Source organism: Streptomyces sp. NPDC090083 (assembly GCF_044747445.1).
Lineage (GTDB): Bacteria > Actinomycetota > Actinomycetes > Streptomycetales > Streptomycetaceae > Streptomyces.
The window spans coordinates 368,288-388,913 of sequence record NZ_JBIVED010000002.1; the positions used below are offsets into that span (position 1 = coordinate 368,288).

Consider the following 20,626-nt stretch of genomic DNA (forward strand, 5'->3'; position numbering starts at 1 on the left):
ACGGAGGGAGGATCTTCCTGATCTTCGAGCGATCAGGTGATCGGCAACTTCACCGTCCGGAGCAGCACCGCAGACAACTTAAAACGCATCACCGAAGCCCTCTCGACTGGCCGCCGTCCTTGCCGAGAGGGCTCGGCTTTTGCCCGGACCACCCCGGCCCGGACCATCCCGGCCAGGGTCAGCCCGCCTCAGTGCGCCGAGGGCTCCGCCGAGGACTCCACCGGGAACGCCACGTCGCACACCGCGTCCTCCGGTCCCGCCGCCTCCCAGTCCGCGAAGTACACCTCACGGCACGGACCGGCGAAGCGCAGGCCCCGCGCGGCCACCCACTGCTCGACCGCCTCGAACGCGGCCAGGATCTGCGGGTGCGCGACCTGCGCCTTGGTGATGCGGGTGTAGGCCAGCCTGCGGGCCGGTTCCACCCGGACCGCGGTCTGCCGGGCCCGCCCCTGCCGTGCGGCCCACGCCCGCGCCGCCGCCTCGTCCGCGACCGGTACGCAGGCCTCCGCCGGGCCGTCGCTCTCCATCGACACCTCGGCGTGGTAGGCGACGAACGGCGCCCCGCTCACGCCCCCGCACTCCCCGGCCGCTTCCGCCAGTCGCCCCAGCGAGGCGCCGATCCAGGCCGGCAGCTCGTCCGCGAGGGTGTGCCGGGTCTCGGTGATCAGCACCTGTTCCGGTACCTCGGCCGTCTCGACCACGAACGTTCCGTACATCTCGGAGCTCCTCCCCGACAGTCGTGCACGGAGGTACTCGGCGAGCGTGCGCTGCCCGGCGATCCGGGTCTCCACGGCCGTCCAGTACGCGCCGAGGAGTTCCGCGGCGTCGCTCCCGCCGGCCTCGACCAGCTCGGCGATCCGGGCCAGCGGCATGTCCAACTGCCGTAGCAGCGCGACGAGTCGGGCCCGCTCGGTCTGGTCGGCGCGGTAGTAGCGGTAGCCACTGACCTCGTCGACGCAGGCCGGTGACAGCAGCCCCAGCCGGTCGTACAGCCGCAGCGCCTTGGCCGAAAGCCGCGCCCGCGCCGCGAACACGCCGATGGTCAGCAGATCGTCGTCCACCCTCGCATCCTCCGTCACCGGGCGGTTTCCGTCCGCCCGGCGAGAAGGACGCTCAGCCCTGCCCCAGGGGCAAGGTCAACACCTGCCGCCGTCCTAGGCGACCGCGGTCTCCACCGCCGCCACGAGTTCCGCGGACTCCGGCTCGGTCTGCGGGGAGAAGCGGGCGACGACCGTGCCGTCGCGGCCGATCAGGAACTTCTCGAAGTTCCAGCGGATGTCGCCGGTGTGGCCCTCGCCGTCCGCGAAGCCGACGAGGCGGTCGTACAGCTCGTGTCGGCCGTCGCCGTTGACCTCGACCTTCTCGGTCAGCGGGAAGGTCACGCCGTACGTCGCCGAGCAGAACTCGGCGATCTCCTCGGCGCTGCCGGGCTCCTGGCCGAGGAACTGGTTGCAGGGCACGCCGAGCACGGTGAAGCCCTGTGCCGCGTACCGCTCCTGGAGTCGCTCAAGGCCCGTGTACTGGGGGGTCAGGCCGCACTTGGAGGCCACGTTCACCACGAGGACGGCCTTGCCCGCGTACTGCGAGAGGTCCGCCGAACCGCCGGTGAGCGAGCCGATCTCGACGCCGAGGGGACCCGTGTTCTCTGTAGTCGTCATAACCGGATGCTAACTCCGGAAAACGTCGTTCTCCCCACCGCCCCGGGAGCCCCAGTGGTTACAGGCCAGCGGCCCCTCCACGGCACCCGGCACGTCCGCACGCCCCGCCCCCTGCCCCTACCGCCCCACCCCTACCGCCCCGCCGCCCGCACCACGACCTCCCCCGCCGCCGTCCGCGAATACAGCACCGACCGCCCCGCCCGCCGCCGCTCCACGAGCCCCGCGTCCAGCAGCACCCGAAGATGCCGGCCCACGGAGCCGAGCGCCTGTCCGGTCACGGCGGTCAGCTGGCTGGTACTCATCGGTGAGCCGAGCAGCGTCAGCACCTCCGCCCGCGAGGCCCCCAGCAGCGTGCCGAGCCCCGTCGGCACCGCCCGCCCGCCGGGATCGGCGAGGACGCCCGCGCACGGGTAGACGATCGCGTACCGGCCCGGCTCCTCCCACGACACCCACCCCGCCTTCGGTGTCACCGGCATGAAGAGCAGCTCCGCGCCGGAGACCTCGCGCGGCGGGTTCTCGTGCAGGTTGATCTGCAGCCGGTTCTCCCCGAGCCACCGTGTCCGCCCCGGCTGCAGCGCGTCCAGCACGGCCGCCCAGCCGCCCTGGCTGACCTGGGCCGTCCGCGCGACCACGTCCGCCTCCAGCACCCGCCGCCGCCGCGCCCAGTACGGCCGTACGGTCTCCTCCCACACGTGCTCCAGGACGCGTGCCGCCCGCTCGGGCAGGTCGTCGCGGTCGAGGGCGGCGGGGAGCGGGCCGGCGAGGGAGACCCGGAGGTGGGCGCGGGCGGCGGCCGGGGGCGTGGCGCGGACCCGGGCGACGGTCTCGGCGAACGACTCCTGGCCGGCCTGGGTCGGGCAGCAGAAGTCGGCGATCCAGGACCGTCCGAGCGCCGCCCGCACCAGCGCCCCGCTGACCGGATCAGCCGCCAACAGCCCCCGGTAGCCCGGCAGATGGTCCCGCAGCCACACCTGTTCGCCGGGGTGCGAGCCCACCCCCGCGTGCAGTAGTTTCAGCGCGGCGAAGGTCTCGGCGAACGACGACAGCACGAACCGGCTCCGCGCCAGCGTGTCCGCGTTGAGCTGCCACAACCCCATCCGCGCCCCCCGTGTTTCGCGTCCGCGCGAAAGAATAGGACCCCCGCGCGCACCCCCGCAGACTCCGCTCATGCGCAGCTACCGCGAGCTCTTCCGCACCCCCGAGTACACCCCGTTCTTCCTCTCCTTCGCCGCCCAGAACGCGGCCCTGACCATCAGCGGCCTGGCGCTGGCGACCCTCGTGTACCGGGCGACCGCGTCCCCTCTGCTCTCGGCCGTCAGCATGTTCGGCCCGCAGCTCGCCCAGATGCTCGGCGCGACCTTCTTCCTCTCCGGCGCCGACCGCCTGCCGCCGCGCGCCACCCTCACCGGCATCAACACCGCCTTCGCGGTCTGCACGGCCCTGCTCGCGCTCCCCGGTCTGCCGATCGGCGCGGTCCTCGCCCTGGTGTTCCTGCAAGGGCTGATCGCCTCGCTGGGCGGCGGGGTGAGCGGCGGTCTGCTGAACGAGATCCTCTCCAAGGACGGCTATCTGCTGGGCCGTTCGGTGTTCAACATGGCCTCGGGCCTGATGCAGGTCACCGGATTCGCGGCGGGCGGCGCCCTCCTGGCCCTCCTCGCCCCGCGCGTCTGCCTGCTCCTCGCCGCGGGGCTGTACCTCACCACGGCTCTCGTCCTCCGCCTCGGCCTGACCGCCCGCCCGCCCCGCACGGCGGGCCGCCCGTCGGTCGCGGCCACCTGGCGCACGAACGCCGTCCTGTGGTCCTCCCGCCCCCGCCGCCTCACCTACCTCGGCATGTGGATCCCCAACGGCCTGATCGTCGGCTGCGAATCCCTCTACGTCTCCTACGCCCCCGGGTCCGCGGGCGCGCTGTTCGCGAGCGCGGCGCTGGGCATGTTCGTCGGCGACCTGACCCTGGGCCGGTTCGTTCCGGCCACCCTGCGCGCCCGCCTGGACATCCCTCTCCGGCTCCTCCTGGCCACCCCGTACCTCTTCTTCGCCCTGCGCCCCGGCCTGCCCTGGGCGGCCATCGCGGTCTGCGCGGCCTCCGTCGGCTACGGCGCGAGCCTCGTCCTCCAGGAACGCCTGATGGAACTCACCCCCGGCGAACTCGCGGGCCACGCCCTGGGGTTGCGCTCCGCGGGCATGCTCTCCATGCAGGGCATCGGCGCCGCCCTCGCGGGCACGGTCGCCCAACTCACCTCCCCCGCAACGGCGATGTCCCTGGTCGCCGTCGCATCGGTCGGTGTGACGGCGGCCTTGGCGGTGCTGGGCCGGCAGGCGCGCGGAGAGGTGCCGGAGGTGCGGACGGCTTGAGGGGAGGGGTGATCCGTACTTTTCCTCAGCCGCGGTCATCCTTGGCGGCGTCCGTACTGTTTCGCGACGTTTGGGCCCTGCCGAACTGTTCGTGTCTCGTCGTACCTTGGGATCCGTAGGCAGGACGCGGACGACGCGTCGTGGGGGAAAGTGGGGGGACGGTCGCCCATGCGATCCAACAGCAAGGCGGACATCACGATCCACAGACCGGAGGAGCTCGGCAGCACGCTCCGCCAGGCCTGGCACAAGGCGATGGACGAGTCGCCGGACTACGCGAACCCTTTCCTGGCACCGGAGTTCGCGGACGGGGTCGGCCGGCACCGCGGCGGCGCGCAGGTGGCGGTGCTGCACGAGGGCGGGGAGCCGGTCGGCTTCTTCCCGTACGAGCGCAATGCCGTCGGCGTAGGCCGGGCCATCGGCCTCGGCCTCTCCGACTGCCAGGCCCTGGTGCACCGGCCCGGGATCACCTGGGACGTCCAGCAACTCCTGCGGGCCTGCGGCCTGTCGGTCTTCGAGTTCGACCATCTGGTGGAGGAGCAGCAGCCGTTCGGCCGCCATGTCACGGGCACGTTCGCGTCCCCGGTGATCGACCTCAAGGACGGCGACGGCGAGATCCCGTACCCGGAGTGGCTGCGCGGCGCCTACCCGGGCATCGCCAAGACGACCCTGAAGAAGGAACGCCGGCTGGGCCGCGACCTCGGGGAGATGCGGTTCGTCTACGACGAGCGGGACCCCGAGGTGCTGCGCACGCTGATGCGCTGGAAATCGGCCCAGTACCGCAGGACCGGCCGCATGGACCGCTTCGCGCGCCCCTGGATCGTCGACCTGGTGGACCATCTGTTCCGCGTCCGCGAGGAACACTTCACCGGCGTCCTGTCCGTCCTCTACGCCGGGGAGCGCCCGGTGGCGGCGCACTTCGGCCCGACCTCCCGGACCCTCTTCGCCGCGTGGTTCACGGCGTACGACCCCGAACTGCGGTACTACTCACCGGGGTTGATCATGCATCTGCGGATGGCCGAGGAGGCGGGGCGGCACGGGGTGCGCCTGATGGACCTGGGGCGCGGCGACAAGGAGTGGAAGGACCGGCTCAAGACGCGCGAGCTGCGCGTCGGCGAGGGGTTCGCCACCCGTCCGCACCCGGTGGCGACGGCCCATCGCCTGTGGCGGCGCCCGGTGCGCGGGCTGCGGAACACGGTGCTGGCCCATCCGTCCCTGCGCGAGCCCGCGGACCGGCTGCTCAAGACGGTGGGCACGCTGCGGACGACGGGCAAGGTGCCGCCGAAGGCGGGCAGGGCGGCGCCGGGGAAGTGACGGCGAGCCGTGTCGGGAGGGGTCCTGGACCGCTGAGGCCGGGGCCCTTCCGCGTTCTCCGGGCCGCCCCCGACATCTGGACGCCAGACGGTCGTGGTAGACAACGCCGATGATGGTCGGGGCTGCCGGGCCCCGGCCCGCGGGCGGCCGCGCGACAACAGGAAGGGGCACCCCGTGCTTCTGAAGACCTTCCGCTGGTCGTTCGCGGTCACCGCGATCGGCCTGGCCCTCGGGGTCTGGTACGGCGGCTGGACGGCGTTCGGGGTCATCGCGATCCTCGCCGTCCTGGAGATCTCGCTGTCCTTCGACAACGCGGTGGTCAACGCCGGGATCCTGAAGACGATGTCGGCGTTCTGGCAGAAGATCTTCCTCACGGTCGGCGTCCTGATCGCCGTCTTCGGCATGCGTCTCGCGTTCCCGGTGGTGATCGTCGCGGTCACGGCGAGGAAGAGCCCCTTCCAGGCGGTCGACCTCGCGCTGACCGACAAGGACCGCTACGAGCAGCTGGTCACCGACGCCCACCCGGCGATCGCCGCCTTCGGTGGCATGTTCCTGCTGATGACTTCCTCGACTTCGTCTTCGAGGACCGGGACATCAAGTGGCTGGGCTGGCTGGAACGCCCCCTCGCCAGACTCGGCAAGGTCGACATGCTGTCCGTCTGCATCGCCCTGATCGTCCTCCTGATCACCTCGATGACCTTCGCGACCCACGCCCACCAGCACGGCGGCGCCCACGCGGACAAGGCCCAGACGGTGCTGGTCTCCGGCATCGCCGGCCTCATCACCTACCTGGTCGTCGGCGGGCTCTCCGGCTTCTTCGAGAACCGCCTGGAGGCGGAGGAGGAACGCGAACAGGAGAGCAGCCGCTCGGCGGTCGTCCTGGCCGGTCAGGCCGCGTTCTTCATGTTCCTGTACCTGGAGGTCCTGGACGCGTCCTTCTCCTTCGACGGTGTGATCGGCGCCTTCGCCATCACGAACGACATCGTGCTCATGGCCCTCGGCCTCGGTATCGGCGCGATGTACGTCCGCTCGCTGACGGTCTACCTGGTCCGCCAGGGAACCCTCGACGACTACGTCTACCTGGAGCACGGCGCCCACTACGCGATCGGCGCCCTGGCCGTGATCCTCATGGTCACCATCCAGTACCAGATCAACGAGGTCGTCACCGGCCTGGTCGGCGTGGTCCTGATCGGCTGGTCCTTCTGGTCCTCGGTACGGCGGAACCGTGCGGTGGCCGAGGCGGACGGGGTGGTGGGGGCCGCGGACGAGGCGAAGGTGCCTTGATCGTCCCGGAGCGCCGACGACCAAGGCCCAGGTCCGGAGACGTGCTCCGTGACCTGGGCCTTGGCTCGATCCGTGCTGTGCCCTCGGCAGGATTCGAACCTGCGACACCGGCTTTAGGAGAGCCGTGCTCTATCCCCTGAGCTACGAAGGCGGGGTGACGAACCCGCTGGCCGGTGGCGGTGTCACCTCGCCCGCACCCTTACCGGGGCGAACAACGTGGCGTACCGACCACTGGCCAAGGACAGGGTAGCGGATGCGGGCGGACGAGGAGTGCGGGGAGGGGCCGGAGCCGTGCCGCCCCGGCCCCGGGCACCGTCGGACGTCACCGGCGTTCAGGACGCCGGCACCTCGGTGAACCGTCCCGCCACCCGCACGTCCGCCTCGATCGCGCTCGCCGTCCTGTTCAGCTCCGGCAGGATGTCCCGGACGTACTCCTCGACCGACCGCCGGGCCACATGGGTCGCCGTGTTCAGTGCGGCGACCACCCGGCCCGTACGGTCGCGGACCGGTACGGCGATCGAGCGCAGGCCCGCCTCCAACTCCTCGTCGACCAGGGCGTATCCCTGCGCACGGACCGTCTCCAGCGCGGTGGCCAGTGCCGCCGGGTCGGTCAGGGTGCGCGGGGTCAGGGCGCGCAGCTCGTGGTCGCGCGGCGGCGCGTCCGCCAGCAGGACGCGGCCCAGGGCCGTCGCGTACGCCGGGAGGCGGGTGCCGACGGCGATGTTCACGCTCATCACGCTGCTGGTGGCGACCCGGGCCGTGTACTGGACGTCGTCGCCGACGAGGACCGCCAGGGACGCCGGTTCCCGGATGCGGGCGCCGAGGGCGGTGAGATGGGGGAGCGCGAGGGCGGGCAGGGTCGTACGGGAGAGGGGCGGGAAGCCGAGGGAGAGGACCCGGGGGGTGAGGGCGAACCGGCGGTCGTCCGTCGGGGTCACCAGGCCCAGGTGCTCGTAGGTGATCAGGGCTCGGCGGGCCGTCGCCCGTGCGAGTCCCGTCGCCTGGGCGACCTCCGTGAGGGTCAGCTCGGCGCGGTCCTCGCCGAAGGCCGTCAGCACGGTCAGACCGCGGGCCAGGGACTCGACGAACTCCCGGCCCAGCTCCTGCTTGGACGCGCCCGTCCAGGTCGCGAGTCCGGAGGGGGCGGGGGACGCGCCGCGGGGCGCCTCGCGCAGGTCCTCCGCCAGGTCCTCCTCCATCGTCCGTACCGCCGAACACAGCCTGGGCAGAAGGGAGTTCCGCAGATCGTCGGCGGTGTGCCGGCTCGTGTGGCTCACGACGCTCGCCACGCACGCGATCCCGCCGGTGCGCGGGTCCCGCACCGGCACGGACAGCGCGACCAGCCCCGGTTCGATCAGCTGGTCGTCCAACGCCCAGCCGTCCTCGCGGACCTGTGCGGTCCACCGCTCGAAGTCGGTGCCGGGCGAGGAGCGTTCGGGTACGGCGGGGAAGCCCTCGTCCCTCGGGTCGGCGGCCCGGCGCTCCCGCCACCGCCGCCACTCCGCCTCCGTCCACTCGGTCGCGAACAGCGGTCCCGGGGCGGTGCGTTCGGCCGGGAGCAGGTCGCCGATGCGGAAGCTGAGGGACATCGCGCGGCGGCGGGTCGCCTGGTGGATGAAGCGGATGCCGTCCCGGTCGGCCACCGCGAGCGACACGGACTCGTCCAGCTCGTCGGCCAGCGCGTCCGCGCGGGCGTCGAGCAGGGCGGGCAGGCGCAGCGCGGCCAGGTAGGCGTTGCCCAGCTCCATGATCCGAGGGGTGAGCACCGCGTCCCGGCCGTCGAGACGGACGTATCCCATCCGGGCGAGCGTCCCGGTGATCCGGTCCACCGTCGAGCGGGCGAGCCCGGTCGCCCGCTCCAGCCCGCTCAGGCTCGACACCCCGCCCGCCCGGGTCAGGTGCCGCATCACGGCGACCCCGCGGATCAGCGGCGCGACCGCCTCGGCGGGCACGGCGGCGGCGGGGTCGACGAGCGTGCTCTCAGCGGGCATCGATTCTCCGGTAGTGCGTCTCGGCAGCCCTACGGTAAGCCCGCGCCGGATGCCCGCATCGCCGCCGTACCCCCTACCGCGTCCGGCTCACCGTCACCCGGTATCTGCCCGTCCCGTCGGTTCCGGTGATCGCGACGCGGATTCCCCGGCCGGGGTCCTTGAACGTCTCGCCCACTCCGAAGGGGGCGTCGGAGAGTTCGGCCTGGACGTTGGGGCTGCGGGTGCAGCCGCCGCTGTCGCGGTGGGCGTCGTAGACCTTCACGGGGCCCATGCCCGTGTCGACGTCCGCCTCGACCTTGTAGACGAGGACGCCGGGACGGCACACGGCCTCGTCGTTGCCCTCGCGGGTGCGCAGTTCGAGGGCGTAGCCGGTGCGGCGGTCGATCGGGACGAAGATCAGGCGGGTGCCGTCGCCGCCGGGCCGCTCTAGCGGGGTCAGGGTGTACTCGGTGGTGCCCGGGGTGCGCGCGCAGTCGACCTGGGACGGGTCGAGCCAGCCGAGCTTCCACTTGTGCCAGCCGAGGAGGTCGTTGTTGGCGCCCCAGTCCTCGCTCATGATGTCCCAGTGGCCGACCGCGCTCCCGCCCTCCTGGGTGTAGAGGTCGGGCAGGCCGAAGACATGGCCGTTCTCGTGGGGGAGGACGCGGTAGCCGGTCCGGGAGTACGAGCCGGAGCCGTCGTCCTGCCGGGAGTACACGAAGGAGGCGTTGGAGACGGGCACGCCGTCCGCGACCGGGGCCTCGGTGTTGCCCGCGAACGTCACCGAGAGGACCGTGTCCAGGGCGGAGGGGCCCGCGTTCGGGGTGACCAGGACGTTCAGGAGGTCGTAGCGGCGGAAGTCCACCGCCGGGTCGGCCGCGGCCACGATGTCCTGGACGAGCTGCCGGTACCCGGGGTCGAAGGGCGCGCCGCGCTCTATGCCGTAGGACCGGAAGGGCTTGGGCATGCGGAGCCAGTGGTCGACCGGGGTCTCGGGGCGGTAGTCGAGGCGGCCGTAGGAGCTGGTGGCGAACCATTCCTGGGTCTTGGGGAAGAACTCGTGGTACCGGTCCATGGCGCTGCCCTCGCCGGGGGCGTCGGAGAAGTCGACCATCAGGGTCAGGGCGTGGACCGTGCCGGTGGAGCGGGAGTAGCCGCCGGGGGTCGGGATGCCCTCGGACATCTGGACGTCCAGCGGGCCGTTGATCATGCAGGGGCCGAGTGCGGAGGTGCGGGCGAGTGCGACCGGGCCCGCCGCCGTCATGGCGCCCGGGATGAGGCGTTCCGTGCCGGCCGAGGTGCTGACCGCGAGGGTCAGGACGGTCACGGACGCGAGGGCGGCCACGCGGCGCGGGCGTATCCGACGGCTGGGCTGCATACGGGGACCCTTCGCGCCAACGGCAGCCGCCGGTCTCCGGCTGCATCCTTTCGATCACCCTGTGTCGACTCCCGTGCGGGCGCGCGCTGGAGGAGACCGACCGTGTGTTTCTCGCTGGTAGGGGGCCGAACGGGGAGACCGGACGGCCGGTGCGCGGAGATCCAAACCGGTAGTTCGGCGAATGTGACTCAGGTCACATCGAAAGAATCGTGGAGGTGGAAATAACCGGGGAGCGTCTCCCCGTTTAGCCATGTGTCAGAGCGAAACGGGGACTGCCTCCCCGGATCGCCCCCAGCAGTCCAAGACCTTCAGGAGCACGCCGTGACGACCGCGACCCCCGTACAGCGAAAGGTGACCCGGCCCCGTGCCGACGCTTTGCGCAACCGGGAGCGGATCGTCACCGCCGCCCGCGAGATGTTCGTCGAGTTCGGCCCCGATGTGCCGCTCGACGAGATCGCCCGCCGGGCCGGCGTCGGCAACGCCACGCTCTACCGCAATTTCCCGGACCGCGACGCCCTCGTCCGCGAGGTCGTGGTCTCGGTCATGGACCGTACGTCGGAGGCCGCCGAGCAGGCGCTCACCGAGACCGGCGACGCCTTCGCCGCTCTGGAGCGCTTCGTGCACGTGTCCGCCGACGAACGAATCAGCGCGCTGTGCCCGATGATCTCCAGCACGTTCGACCAGTTCCACCCGGATCTGGAAGCCGCGCGCCGACGGGTCGAGCAGCTCATCGACGAGGTCATGGACAGGGCCAGGAAGTCGGGCCAGCTCCGCACCGACGTGGGTGTCGGTGACGTGATGGTGGCCGTGGCCCAGCTCAGCCGGCCCCCGGCCGGCACCGGTTGCCTCAGCGCCGACCGCTTCGTACACCGACACCTGCAGCTGTTCCTGGACGGACTGCGGGCCCCGGCCCGCTCGGTCCTGCCCGGTACGGCCGCGACGATGGAGGATCTCCGGCAGCCCTGACCGATCAGTTCAGAGCGTTCCGCCAGTCTCGACAACAAGCACCGGCTCTCGCCGTCGTAGCGACCGCCTGAGGTCACCCGCCGACGAGCCGTCCCCGAACACGTCCTTCTTCCGAATTTTTCCGTCACGAAGTCCCGAAGTGGGTACCACCATGTCTGAAACAGCTCGAAGCGCTCCCGGCGCTCTCGACAAGGCGGCCGAGGCCGCCGAGCACGAAGCCCATTCCAACCGCTGGAAGGCGCTCGCGTTCATCGCGCTCGCCCAGCTGATGGTCGTGCTCGACGCGACCATCGTGAACATCGCCCTCCCGTCCGCCCAGAGCGACCTGGGCATCTCCGACGGCAACCGCCAGTGGGTCGTCACGGCCTACGCGCTGGCCTTCGGCGGACTCCTCCTCTTCGGTGGCCGCATAGCCGACCTGTGGGGCCGCAAGCGGGCCTTCGTCATCGGCCTGACCGGCTTCGCCGCCGCGTCCGCGCTCGGCGGTGTCGCCACCACCGGCGCCATGATGTTCGGCGCCCGTGCCCTCCAGGGCGCGTTCGGCGCACTGCTCGCGCCCGCCGCGCTCTCCCTGCTCGCGGTCATGTTCACCGACGCCAAGGAGCGCGCCAAGGCGTTCGGCATCTACGGCGCGATCGCCGGTGGCGGCGGCGCCGTCGGTTTCATCCTCGGCGGTGTGCTGACCGAGTACCTGGACTGGCGCTGGACGTTCTTCGTGAACATCCCGTTCGCGATCGTCGCCGCGCTCGGCGCGTACTTCGTCATCCGTGAGCCGGAGGGCGGCCGCAACCGCAACCCGCTCGACATCCCCGGCGTGCTCCTGTCCACCCTCGGCCTGGTCTCGCTGGTCTACGGCTTCACCCGCGCCGAGTCCGACGGCTGGGGCGACTCCTCCACCGTGGCGCTCTTCATCGCCTCCGCGGTCCTGCTGGCCGCGTTCGTCATCGTCGAGTCCAGGGTCAAGGCCCCGCTGCTGCCGCTGCGCGTGATCACCGACCGCAACCGCGGCGGTATCTACCTCTCGCTCGGTATCGCGATCATCGCGATGTTCGGCACGTTCCTGTTCCTCACCTACTACCTCCAGGTCGTCAAGGGCTTCACGCCGATCAAGACCGGCTTCGCCTTCATGCCGATGATCGTCGGCATGATGGTCGGCTCGACCCAGATCGGCACCCGTCTGATGACCCGGGTCCCGGCCCGGATGCTGATGGCGCCCGGCTTCCTGGTCGCCGCGGTCGGCATGCTCCTGATGACCCGGCTGGAGATCGGCTCGTCGTACGCCTCGACGATCCTGCCCGCGATGCTGCTGCTCGGCCTCGGCATGGGTACGGCGTTCATGCCGGCTATGTCCCTGGCCACCCTGGGCGTCGAGCCCCGGGACGCGGGTGTCGCCTCCGCGATGGTCAACACCTCGCAGCAGGTGGGCGGCGCGATCGGTACGGCCCTGCTGAACACGATCGCCGCGTCCGCGACGACCGCGTACATCAAGGACCACATCGCCGGTGCGGGCACCTCCAAGACCCAGCAGCAGCTCGTCCAGCTGCAGGGCCAGGTGCACGGCTACACCAACGCCATCTGGTTCGCCGTCGGCATGCTGGTGACGGCCGCCGTGATCGTCTCGGTGCTCGTCAACGCCGGCAAGCAGGGTTCCGACCCGGTCGCCTCCGGTGACGACGTCGAGGACGACTTCAAGATCCCGGTCGTCGCCCACTGACGACGCCCGGCCGGTCGTACCCCCTTCGCACCATCCGTGCCTACGGGGAAGGGGACGCCCCGTAGGCACGATTCCCAGGAACTGCCCTGGTTCTCCGCAGAGTTGAGCGGCTCAGCGGAGCCAGGGCAGATCCGCGCCCGCTTCGTCGGGCTGAAGTCCCTCGGCGACGATCTCCATGATCTCGCCGAGGGACTTCTGCTGTTCCGGGGTCAGCCGCTCGAACAGCGCCTGCCGTACGGCGGCCACATGGCCCGGCGCGGTCCGGCCGAGCACCCCGCGGCCCTCGTCGGTCAGCACCGCGAACTGGCCGCGCTTGTCGGAGGGACAGTCCTCGCGGCGCACCCAGCCGTTCTTCTCCAGCCGCGCGACGGCGTGCGAGAGACGGGAGCGGGTGATCTTCGCGTTCATGGCCAGCTCGGTCATCCGCAGCCGCCGGTCCGGGGCCTCGGCGAGCTGCACGAGCAGCCCGTAGTAGATGTGCGGCATGCCCGCGTCACGCTGGAGCTGGCGGTCCAGATGGTCCTCCAGGAGGGTGCTGGCATGCATGTAGAAGCGCCAGACGCGCTGCTCCTCGGCGGTGAGCCAGCGGGCTTCCGCGGATGTGGGTGCCGTGTTCATGCGTCCCACTGTACGAGAGCTTGAAGGTTAAACAAATAGGGCGTAAGCTCTGGCGCGGATAGTTTGAGACTTCAAGCATCGAGTTCGATCCCGGGGAGTGACCGCCATGTCCACCGCCGCACCGGAGCGCATGCCCGCCCTGTACCTCAGCCACGGCGCCCCGCCCCTCGCGGACGACCCGATCTGGCCCGGCGAACTCGCCGCCTGGTCCGCCGCCCTCCCCCGCCCCAAGGCCGTCCTCATGGTCTCCGCCCACTGGGAGGAGGCCCCCCTCGCCCTCGGCGCGGTCGACCCCGTCCCCCTGGTCTACGACTTCTGGGGCTTCCCCGAGCACTACTACCAGGTGCGCTACGACGCCCCCGGCGCCCCCGAACTCGCCGAGTCCGTGAGGAAGTTGCTGCGCGCCCCCGGCACCCCCGTGCAGGACGTCCCGGACCGCGGCCTCGACCACGGGGCGTACGTCCCGCTCGTCGAGATGTTCCCGGCCGCCGACATCCCCGTCCTCCAGGTGTCCATGCCGACCCTCGACCCGGCGAAGCTGATGGACATCGGGCGCAAGCTGGCCCCGCTGCGCGACGAGGGCGTCCTGATCGTCGGCTCCGGCTTCTTCACCCACAACCTCGCCGCCCTGCGCCACACCGGAGGGGGCGTGCCGACCTGGTCCTCCGAGTTCGACGACTGGGGCAGGCGGGCGCTGGAGTCCCGCGACTGGGACGGCCTCCTGGACTTCCTCCACAAGGCCCCGGCCGGCCGCTACGCCCATCCCCGCACCGAGCACTTCGCCCCGCTGTTCGTCACCATGGGCGCGGCGGAGGCGGGCGGCGAGCTGGACGCGCGGGAGTCGCTGAACCCGTCCGTGATCGACGGGTTCTGGATGGGGATGGCGAAGCGGTCCGTGCAGTTCGGCTGAGGCCGGTGCCGGGGAGGCGGGGTGCGTGCACTCCCCGGCACCGGCGCTACAACTCCTTCTCGAACCAGGCGACATCCCAGTAGCGGCCGAACTTGCGGCCCACCTCCCGGTAGGTGCCGACCATCCGGAACCCGAAGCGTTCATGCAGCCGCGTGGACGCTTCGTTGGGCTGTGCGATGCCCGCGTACGCCCGGTGCACGTCCTCGTCCGCCAGGGACGCGAACAGTGCCTCGTAGAGCCGCGTCCCGATGCCCCGGCCGCCCACGTCGGGGGCGACGTAGACCGTCACCTCGACGGAGGTCGAGTAGGCGGGCTTCGCCCGGTAAGGGCTGGATGTGGCGTAGCCGAGGATTCGCTGTGAGTTTCCTTGGAAGGTCCCGTCCACGGCAACCTTCAGCCGGTATGGGCCGTCTTCAGGGTGGGAGAGCAGCCAGGGGCGGCGCTCCTCCGGCGTGAAGGCAGCGGTGTCGAAGGTGATCGGGGTCTCGCGTACGTAGTGGTTGTAGAGGCTGGTGAGGGCATCGAGATCACCCTCGACTCCCGGTCTGACCTGCACCTCTGTACGTTCCGACGGCATCATGACCCCCTTGTGGCCGGACAGGGTACTGCAAGATCAGAAAAATAGGGGAGCGGGTTGGGAATTCTGTCCGGATTCCAGTCGTTGTTTCCATCAGATGCAGGGCACACGAGAAGAGTGCCGAAGCATCGGACGAACACCTGCTGACCCACCATCGCAAGGGAGCACGCATGGCAACCCGTGCCGTCGCCCGTCGTAAGTCCGCCACCGGCGAGACCTCCGGCGTGGCGCGCAGTGTTCGCGCCCATGGCGGCGAGATCGCCGACCGCGACCTGGTCGGCATGTATCTCGACGAAATCGCGCGCACACCGCTGCTCGACGCCGCCAAGGAAGTCGAGTTGTCGCAGACCATCGAAGCGGGCGTGTTCGCGCGCCAGGTCCTCGACGGTGAGGAGAAGTCCCAGGCGGACGCCTCCCGCGCCGAGCTCGAGGCCCTGGTCGCCGAAGGGGAGCGTGCCAAGGACGTCTTCATCCGTTCCAACCTCCGCCTGGTCGTGGCCGTGGCCCGCCGTTACCCCCGTAGCGGCCTGCCCCTCCTCGACCTGATCCAGGAGGGCAACGCGGGCCTGGTCCGCGCCGTCGAGAAGTTCGACTACCGCAAGGGCTTCAAGTTCTCGACGTACGCGACCTGGTGGATCCGCCAGGCCATCACCCGCTCCATCGCCGACCAGTCCCGGACCATCCGGCTCCCCGTCCACCTGGTGGAGGAGCTGGGCCGGATCCGGCGCGTGCAGCGCGAGTTCAACCGCAAGAACGGCAGGGAGCCCGAGCACGCGGAGATCGCCGCGGAGCTGGACTCGACGCCGGAGCGCGTGACGGACGTGCTGGACTGGGCCCGCGACCCGGTCTCGCTGAACATGTCGGTGGACGACGACGGCGACACCCAGTTCGGTGACCTCCTGGAGGACACCTCCGCGGTCTCGCCCGAGCAGTCCGTGATGACCCTGCTGCGCAGCGAGGAACTGGACGACCTGATCGGCCGGCTCGACCAGCGCACGGCGTCCATCATCAAGATGCGGTACGGCATAGAGGACGGGCGCGAGCGGACGCTGACGGAGGTCGGCAAGGAGCACGGGCTGACCCGGGAGCGGATCCGGCAGATCGAGAAGCACGCGCTGCTCGAACTGAAGAAGCTCGCCAGCCAGACCGGGTTCGACGCGGCGGCGTGAGCGGGCCGCGGTGGTGATCGGGCCGGTCGGGTGCGGCTGGCCGCGGCCCGGCCGCTCGTCCCACGGCCTCGCGTCCCGCGCGGAACGCTCGCCAACATGGCCGTGTAACGCCGCTTCAACCCCAGGGGCCCTGGGAACAAGACCTCAGGGCCCGGGAGTTGGGGTTCGGGGTACGCCCCGAGACCCCCTGAGCCAAGTCCCGACGCAATCCCCCCCCGGCGCCGGGACTCTCCGGAACCGGGCTTCGGCGCCTGTCCCCCCAGGCGTCGGGGCCCGGTTCTTTCCGTCCGGACATGCTGGGATGGCGGGCCACCCCGTACCTGAACTCCGGGGTGGCCCGCCGAATGGCAGATTGTGCCACAGGGGCATAGCCTGCCGATGTGAGCAGCCCCACCCCAGCACCGGATTCCGCCTCCGCACCGCACTCCCGTACCGCCTCGCCCGCCTCCCCGCTCTCGCTGACCGAGCGGCGCAAGGCCGAGACCCGGATGGAGATCGCCAGAGCTGCGGCCGGACTCTTCGTGAGGCAGGGGCTGCGCGCCACCCGTGCCGAGGACATCGCCCAGTCCGCCGGTATCGCCCCGCGCACGTTCTACCGCTACTTCGCCACCAAGGAAGAGGCCGTCGCCCCGCTCTACGCGGCCGGCGCGCAGCGCTGGGCGGAGGCGGTCCGCGCGGCACCGGCGGCCCTGTCGGTGCCGGAGGCCCTGGAACACGGGGCCCGCCACACGCTGACGCCCGGGGTGGGCGTCTCCGTCAACTCCTGGACCTGGGTGCGCACACTGATCGGCATGGCCGAGTCCAGCCCCGCCCTGCGCCGGGTCTGGGCGGAGGTCTGCCAGACCGCAGAACGGACCCTGGGCGAGGTCATCATGGAACGCCTCACCCCGTCCGACGGCACCCCCGCCGGCCGGCCCCCCGCCCCCGCCTCCCCCGAACTGCGCTTCGCCGCGGCCGTGGCGAGCGCCGCCGTACGCACGGCGGTCGAGGGCTGGGCGGCCGAGGAGACGCACGCCGGTGCGACAGCGGGGCCGGCGGACAGGGCGTTGCGCAACCTGCGGGTCCTGCGGGACTTTCCCTGGGCCGACTCGGGGGCGGCGGGACCGGGCGGAGGGTGACCTCGTGGCCCCGGCTCAGGCGTCCCCGCCGCCCGCCCGGACCAGCCGCTCGCCCAACTCCCGTACGCACCGCGCCAGTTCCGGCGGCCCCTGCACCGTGAACCCGAACCCCAGCATCGCCAGCCGGACGGCCAGCCAGTCCACCCTGTCGCCGGTCGTGGCTCGCAGCCGGCAGGTGCCCTCGCCGAGCGGTTCCGGTGCGCCGAGCCAGGCCGGGACGCGGGCCGCGACCGCGTCGGCGGGAGCGTCGAAGGTGACGGTGTACTCGTAGGTCTCCTGGCGCCGGTACATGGACTGCCGCAGGTACTCCGCCGCGTCCCCCGTCGGCAGCTCGCGCGGGGTGAACCGGGCCCCGGTGGCGAAGGGCAGGCTCACCCGGTCGACACGGAAGGTGCGCCAGTCCTCGCGGTCGAGGTCGTAGGCGACGAGGTACCAGCGCCGGCCGGTCGAGACGAGGCGGTACGGCTCCGTCACACGGCGGGACTCGGTGCCGTCGCCCGCGCGGTAGGCGAAGCGCAGCCGCTCCCGGCCCGCCACCGTCGAGGCCATCACGGTCAGCGTCTCGGGAGCGATGCTCGCGCCGTCGCCACTGGTCAGCGGGGTCGTGGCGGCCTGGAGGGTGGCGACCCGGTGCCGTAGCCGGGAGGGCAGTACCTGCTCCAGCTTCGCCAGGGCGCGTACGGACGCCTCGTCCACGCCCTCCAGCGCGTGACCGGCGCCCGCGCGCAGGCCGACCGCGATCGCCACCGCCTCCTCGTCGTCCAGCACCAGCGGGGGCATCGCCTTGCCCGCGACGAGCCGGTAGCCGCCGTCGGAGCCGAGGGTCGCCTGCACGGGGTAGCCGAGTTCGCGCAGCCGGTCGATGTCCCGCCGGACCGTGCGCCGGGAGACCCCGAGGCGGTCGGCCAGCTCGCCGCCGGGCCACTCGCGGGGCGTCTGGAGGAGGGAGAGGAGCTGGAGGAGCCGGGCCGGGGTGTCCGTCGTCATGAGCGCTCCGTCGTCGTCATGGGGCCGTCTTCATGGGGTCGTCGTCACGGGTTGTCCTGATGAGCCGTCGTGACGGGTCGTTGTCGCGGGTCGTCGTCGCGGTTTCGAGGATGCCGCAGATCTAGGACACGATCTGACCTAGTGGGGTTCTAGCTTCTGGGCATGACCTCCACCGAAACCTTTGTGGACAGCCCGGCGCCCGAAGCCGCGGGAGCCGCCGAAGCCGCTGATGTCCCCGCGGCCGGCGCGGGTGACCGGCGTCGCTGGTTCGCCCTCGCGATCGTGATGACCGCGGCCTTCATGGACCTCGTCGACGTCACGATCGTCAACGTCGCGATCCCGTCGATCCAGCGGGACGCGGGCGCCTCCTTCAGCCAGATCCAGTGGATAACGGCCGGTTACGCGCTCGCCTTCGCCGCCGGCCTGATCACCGGCGGGCGGCTCGGCGACATCCACGGCCGCAAGCGGCTGTTCCTCGTCGGCATCGGCGGCTTCACACTCGCCTCCGCGCTCTGCGGCTTCGCGGCGAACCCGGAGATGCTGGTCGCCTCGCGCATCCTCCAGGGCGGGATGGCGGCGATGATGGTCCCGCAGGTGCTGTCGATCGTGCACGCGACCTTCCCCGCGCACGAACGCGGCAAGGTGTTCGGGCTGTTCGGCGCGATCGTCGGGCTGGGCGCGGTGTCCGGTCCGCTGCTCGGCGCGCTGCTCACCGAGTGGAACCTCTTCGGGCTGGAGTGGCGCCCGATCTTCCTGATCAACCTGCCGGTGGGCATCGCCGGTCTGATCCTCGGCAGCCGCTTCATCACCGAGTCCAGGGCCCCGCGCGCGCTGAAGCTGGACCTGGTGGGCGTCACCCTGGTCACCCTCGGCCTGCTGATGCTGCTCTATCCGCTCACCCGGGGCGACGAACTCGGCTGGCCCGCCTGGGGTTTCGTGTCGATGTCCGGCTCGATCGGGGTCTTCGCCGGGCTGGTGGCGTACGAGCGGCGGAAGGCGGCGCGGGACGGTTCGCCGCTCGTCGAGCTGTCGCTGTTCGAGGTGAAGAGCTTCGCGGCCGGTATCGCCGTACAGACGGTCTTCGGCATCGGGCTCGGCATCTTCTTCCTGGTCTGGACGCTGTACATGCAGATCGGGCTGGGCTGGAGCCCGCTGCGGGCGGGGCTGACCGGCGTGCCGTTCTCCATCGCCTGCTCGGCGGCGGCCGGGATGTCCGTGCAGAAGCTGGTGCCGCGGCTCGGCGGGCGCAATGTGCTGCAGACCGGGGCGCTGGTGATGGTCGTGGGCGTGCTGCTCTACCTCTGGGAGGCCGACCGGTACCAACTGGCCATCGCCTCCTGGCAGATGGCGCTCCCGCTGGTGGTGATGGGCGCTGGCATGGGCCTGATCTTCGCCCCGCTGACCGACACGATCCTCTCCGAAGTGCCGCGCGAGCACGCGGGATCGGCGTCCGGGCTCATCAACACCGTGCAGCAGATGGGCAAAGCGCTGGGGCTGGGGCTGGTCTCGGTGGTCTTCTTCGGTTCGATCGGCGACCGGCTGACCCCGGCCCAGGTGGGGCCGGCGTTCGTCAACGCCTTTGAGAACTCGCTGGGTTGGGTGGCCGCGGTGATGGGGCTGATCTTCCTGCTGATGTTCGCACTGCCGAGGCGGACGGGCGGGGCGGCGGCCGGGTCGGCCGAGGGGACGGCGCCAGAGGGTTCTGAGGCCGAGGGAGCTCCGGACGAGGGGGCTCCGGTCAAGGAGGGCGCGCTCAAGGAAGCGGCGTTCGACGGGAGTTGAGGCCCTTCCCGGGTACGTGACAGCGCCCCGCCCCGAGCGACACGGGGGCGGGGCGCTCGACGTGAAAGAGCGGACCATGGCGTACGCCGGGGGGCGGAAGGGGCGTACGCCCGGCGGAGCGGACGGCGCACCGGGGGGCGAACGCCGTACTACGTCCCCTAATGATCGCCTCTGTGGGGAACACTCCGGCTTCGGGCGTCTCGTGTGCTCAAGTCGCTTGCTTCGAGGAATAACTGACGGGCCGTGAGGTTCTGGTGGGACGGACGGGCCGGGTGCGTGGGGCGGGGGTGCGGGCACCGGATCACGACGGTGTCCTTATTATCTTGTCGACACTTCACGATGTTGCGGCGGCGAACCAGTGATTTCCGTTCAGGAATCCGCCCGGCGCCCCGGACGGCCGCATTTTCTGCCGCCTTTGATTGCCTCGGGAAAAGGAATTCCGGCAGTGGCGGACGATTATTCGAGCGGGCCGGACCGGTGTGCTCCGCCGGCTTTGCCGGGTAGGCTTGCGGTGGCCGGAGCCGATGGTCGCGCGGGTCCGTGCTGGCCGAATCTGTTTACTCTTGATCGATGGCAATCATTTGATAACGCTGTCATGTCCCTGTGGGTGAGGAGAGTGCCTTGTCCACGTGCGGGCAAAGGGGGCAAAAAGCGCGGCCGGTCGAGGCGTCCCGACGGCGCGTGTGGCCAGGTTAGCTGTCGGTGACAATCCCCATCAGTGGGGTTTTGACCCGACTATCCGTCCCCGGTGGCGGGCGGGGAGTGACCCAAACGGCATCCGTGGTGTTTACTGGGCAGCGGTCTGATCCTTGGTGGGTCCGGACCATTTC

Annotated in this window: 16 protein-coding genes, 1 tRNA gene and 1 pseudogene; 9 read left to right on the forward strand and 9 right to left on the reverse strand. The window is 71.2% G+C overall.

What is annotated here, in order from left to right:
- Positions 1-188: 188 nt before the first annotated feature.
- The 3 genes from ACIPTO_RS07465 to ACIPTO_RS07475 all read right to left on the reverse strand — a co-directional run bounded on the left by ACIPTO_RS07465 (position 189) and on the right by ACIPTO_RS07475 (position 2,755).
- Positions 189-1,079, reverse strand: a complete 891-nt coding sequence (locus ACIPTO_RS07465; RefSeq protein WP_401190079.1) for a MerR family transcriptional regulator — start codon at positions 1,077-1,079, stop codon at positions 189-191.
- Positions 1,080-1,154: 75 nt separating this feature from the next.
- Positions 1,155-1,658: a glutathione peroxidase gene (locus tag ACIPTO_RS07470; protein WP_366316817.1), complete on the reverse strand. Its 504-nt coding sequence runs from the start codon at positions 1,656-1,658 to the stop codon at positions 1,155-1,157.
- Positions 1,659-1,789: 131 nt separating this feature from the next.
- A complete protein-coding gene (locus tag ACIPTO_RS07475; protein WP_401190081.1) occupies positions 1,790-2,755 on the reverse strand; it encodes a winged helix-turn-helix domain-containing protein in 966 nt (321 codons plus the stop codon).
- A 70-nt stretch (positions 2,756-2,825) separates the two neighbouring features.
- Between ACIPTO_RS07475 and ACIPTO_RS07480 the strand changes: the two genes are divergently transcribed.
- From ACIPTO_RS07480 to ACIPTO_RS07490, 3 genes and pseudogenes are all read left to right on the forward strand, one after another.
- Positions 2,826-4,013, forward strand: a complete 1,188-nt coding sequence (locus ACIPTO_RS07480; RefSeq protein WP_401190083.1) for an MFS transporter — start codon at positions 2,826-2,828, stop codon at positions 4,011-4,013.
- A 168-nt stretch (positions 4,014-4,181) separates the two neighbouring features.
- The gene (locus tag ACIPTO_RS07485) at positions 4,182-5,324 is read left to right on the forward strand and encodes a GNAT family N-acetyltransferase (RefSeq protein ID WP_366316811.1); all 1,143 of its coding nucleotides are present in this window, start codon (positions 4,182-4,184) and stop codon (positions 5,322-5,324) included.
- A gap of 174 nt (positions 5,325-5,498) precedes the next feature.
- Positions 5,499-6,607: pseudogene (locus tag ACIPTO_RS07490) on the forward strand (DUF475 domain-containing protein).
- Between the two features lie 78 nt (positions 6,608-6,685).
- Here ACIPTO_RS07490 and ACIPTO_RS07495 read toward each other — a convergent pair.
- The 3 genes from ACIPTO_RS07495 to ACIPTO_RS07505 form a co-directional block, all read right to left on the reverse strand.
- Positions 6,686-6,758: transfer RNA gene (locus tag ACIPTO_RS07495), tRNA-Arg, on the reverse strand.
- Between the two features lie 181 nt (positions 6,759-6,939).
- Positions 6,940-8,598 carry an IclR family transcriptional regulator C-terminal domain-containing protein gene (locus tag ACIPTO_RS07500; RefSeq protein ID WP_401190084.1) on the reverse strand — a complete coding sequence of 553 codons (1,659 nt, stop codon included), beginning with the start codon at positions 8,596-8,598 and terminating at the stop codon, positions 6,940-6,942.
- A 73-nt stretch (positions 8,599-8,671) separates the two neighbouring features.
- Positions 8,672-9,955 (reverse strand): M6 family metalloprotease domain-containing protein, encoded by a 1,284-nt coding sequence (locus ACIPTO_RS07505; RefSeq protein ID WP_401190085.1) that lies wholly within the window; start codon positions 9,953-9,955, stop codon positions 8,672-8,674.
- A gap of 321 nt (positions 9,956-10,276) precedes the next feature.
- Between ACIPTO_RS07505 and ACIPTO_RS07510 the strand changes: the two genes are divergently transcribed.
- Positions 10,277-10,921, forward strand: coding sequence for a TetR/AcrR family transcriptional regulator (locus ACIPTO_RS07510; RefSeq protein ID WP_366316803.1), 645 nt, complete (start codon positions 10,277-10,279; stop codon positions 10,919-10,921).
- Between the two features lie 151 nt (positions 10,922-11,072).
- Positions 11,073-12,635 carry an MFS transporter gene (locus tag ACIPTO_RS07515; protein WP_366316801.1) on the forward strand — a complete coding sequence of 521 codons (1,563 nt, stop codon included), beginning with the start codon at positions 11,073-11,075 and terminating at the stop codon, positions 12,633-12,635.
- A 111-nt stretch (positions 12,636-12,746) separates the two neighbouring features.
- Here ACIPTO_RS07515 and ACIPTO_RS07520 read toward each other — a convergent pair whose 3' ends face one another.
- Positions 12,747-13,253: a MarR family transcriptional regulator gene (locus tag ACIPTO_RS07520; protein WP_366316799.1), complete on the reverse strand. Its 507-nt coding sequence runs from the start codon at positions 13,251-13,253 to the stop codon at positions 12,747-12,749.
- Positions 13,254-13,359: 106 nt separating this feature from the next.
- On the opposite strand from ACIPTO_RS07520, the gene ACIPTO_RS07525 reads away from it, so the two are divergent.
- Positions 13,360-14,163: a class III extradiol ring-cleavage dioxygenase gene (locus ACIPTO_RS07525; RefSeq protein ID WP_366316797.1), complete on the forward strand. Its 804-nt coding sequence runs from the start codon at positions 13,360-13,362 to the stop codon at positions 14,161-14,163.
- Between the two features lie 46 nt (positions 14,164-14,209).
- Here the strand turns inward: ACIPTO_RS07525 and ACIPTO_RS07530 are convergent, their stop codons facing one another.
- Positions 14,210-14,740 (reverse strand): GNAT family N-acetyltransferase, encoded by a 531-nt coding sequence (locus tag ACIPTO_RS07530; RefSeq protein WP_401190829.1) that lies wholly within the window; start codon positions 14,738-14,740, stop codon positions 14,210-14,212.
- 170 nt (positions 14,741-14,910) lie between these two features.
- Between ACIPTO_RS07530 and ACIPTO_RS07535 the strand changes: the two genes are divergently transcribed.
- A complete protein-coding gene (locus ACIPTO_RS07535) occupies positions 14,911-15,909 on the forward strand; it encodes a sigma-70 family RNA polymerase sigma factor (protein WP_366316795.1) in 999 nt (332 codons plus the stop codon).
- 380 nt (positions 15,910-16,289) lie between these two features.
- Positions 16,290-17,027, forward strand: a complete 738-nt coding sequence (locus tag ACIPTO_RS07540; protein ID WP_401190087.1) for a TetR/AcrR family transcriptional regulator — start codon at positions 16,290-16,292, stop codon at positions 17,025-17,027.
- A gap of 15 nt (positions 17,028-17,042) precedes the next feature.
- On the opposite strand, the gene ACIPTO_RS07545 is transcribed toward ACIPTO_RS07540, so the two are convergent.
- Complete coding sequence (locus ACIPTO_RS07545) at positions 17,043-18,014, reverse strand: helix-turn-helix transcriptional regulator (RefSeq protein ID WP_401190089.1); 972 nt, start codon at positions 18,012-18,014, stop codon at positions 17,043-17,045.
- 162 nt (positions 18,015-18,176) lie between these two features.
- Here ACIPTO_RS07545 and ACIPTO_RS07550 point away from each other — a divergent pair, with 162 nt between their 5' ends.
- The gene (locus ACIPTO_RS07550; protein WP_401190090.1) at positions 18,177-19,796 is read left to right on the forward strand and encodes an MFS transporter; all 1,620 of its coding nucleotides are present in this window, start codon (positions 18,177-18,179) and stop codon (positions 19,794-19,796) included.
- Positions 19,797-20,626: the final 830 nt, after the last annotated feature.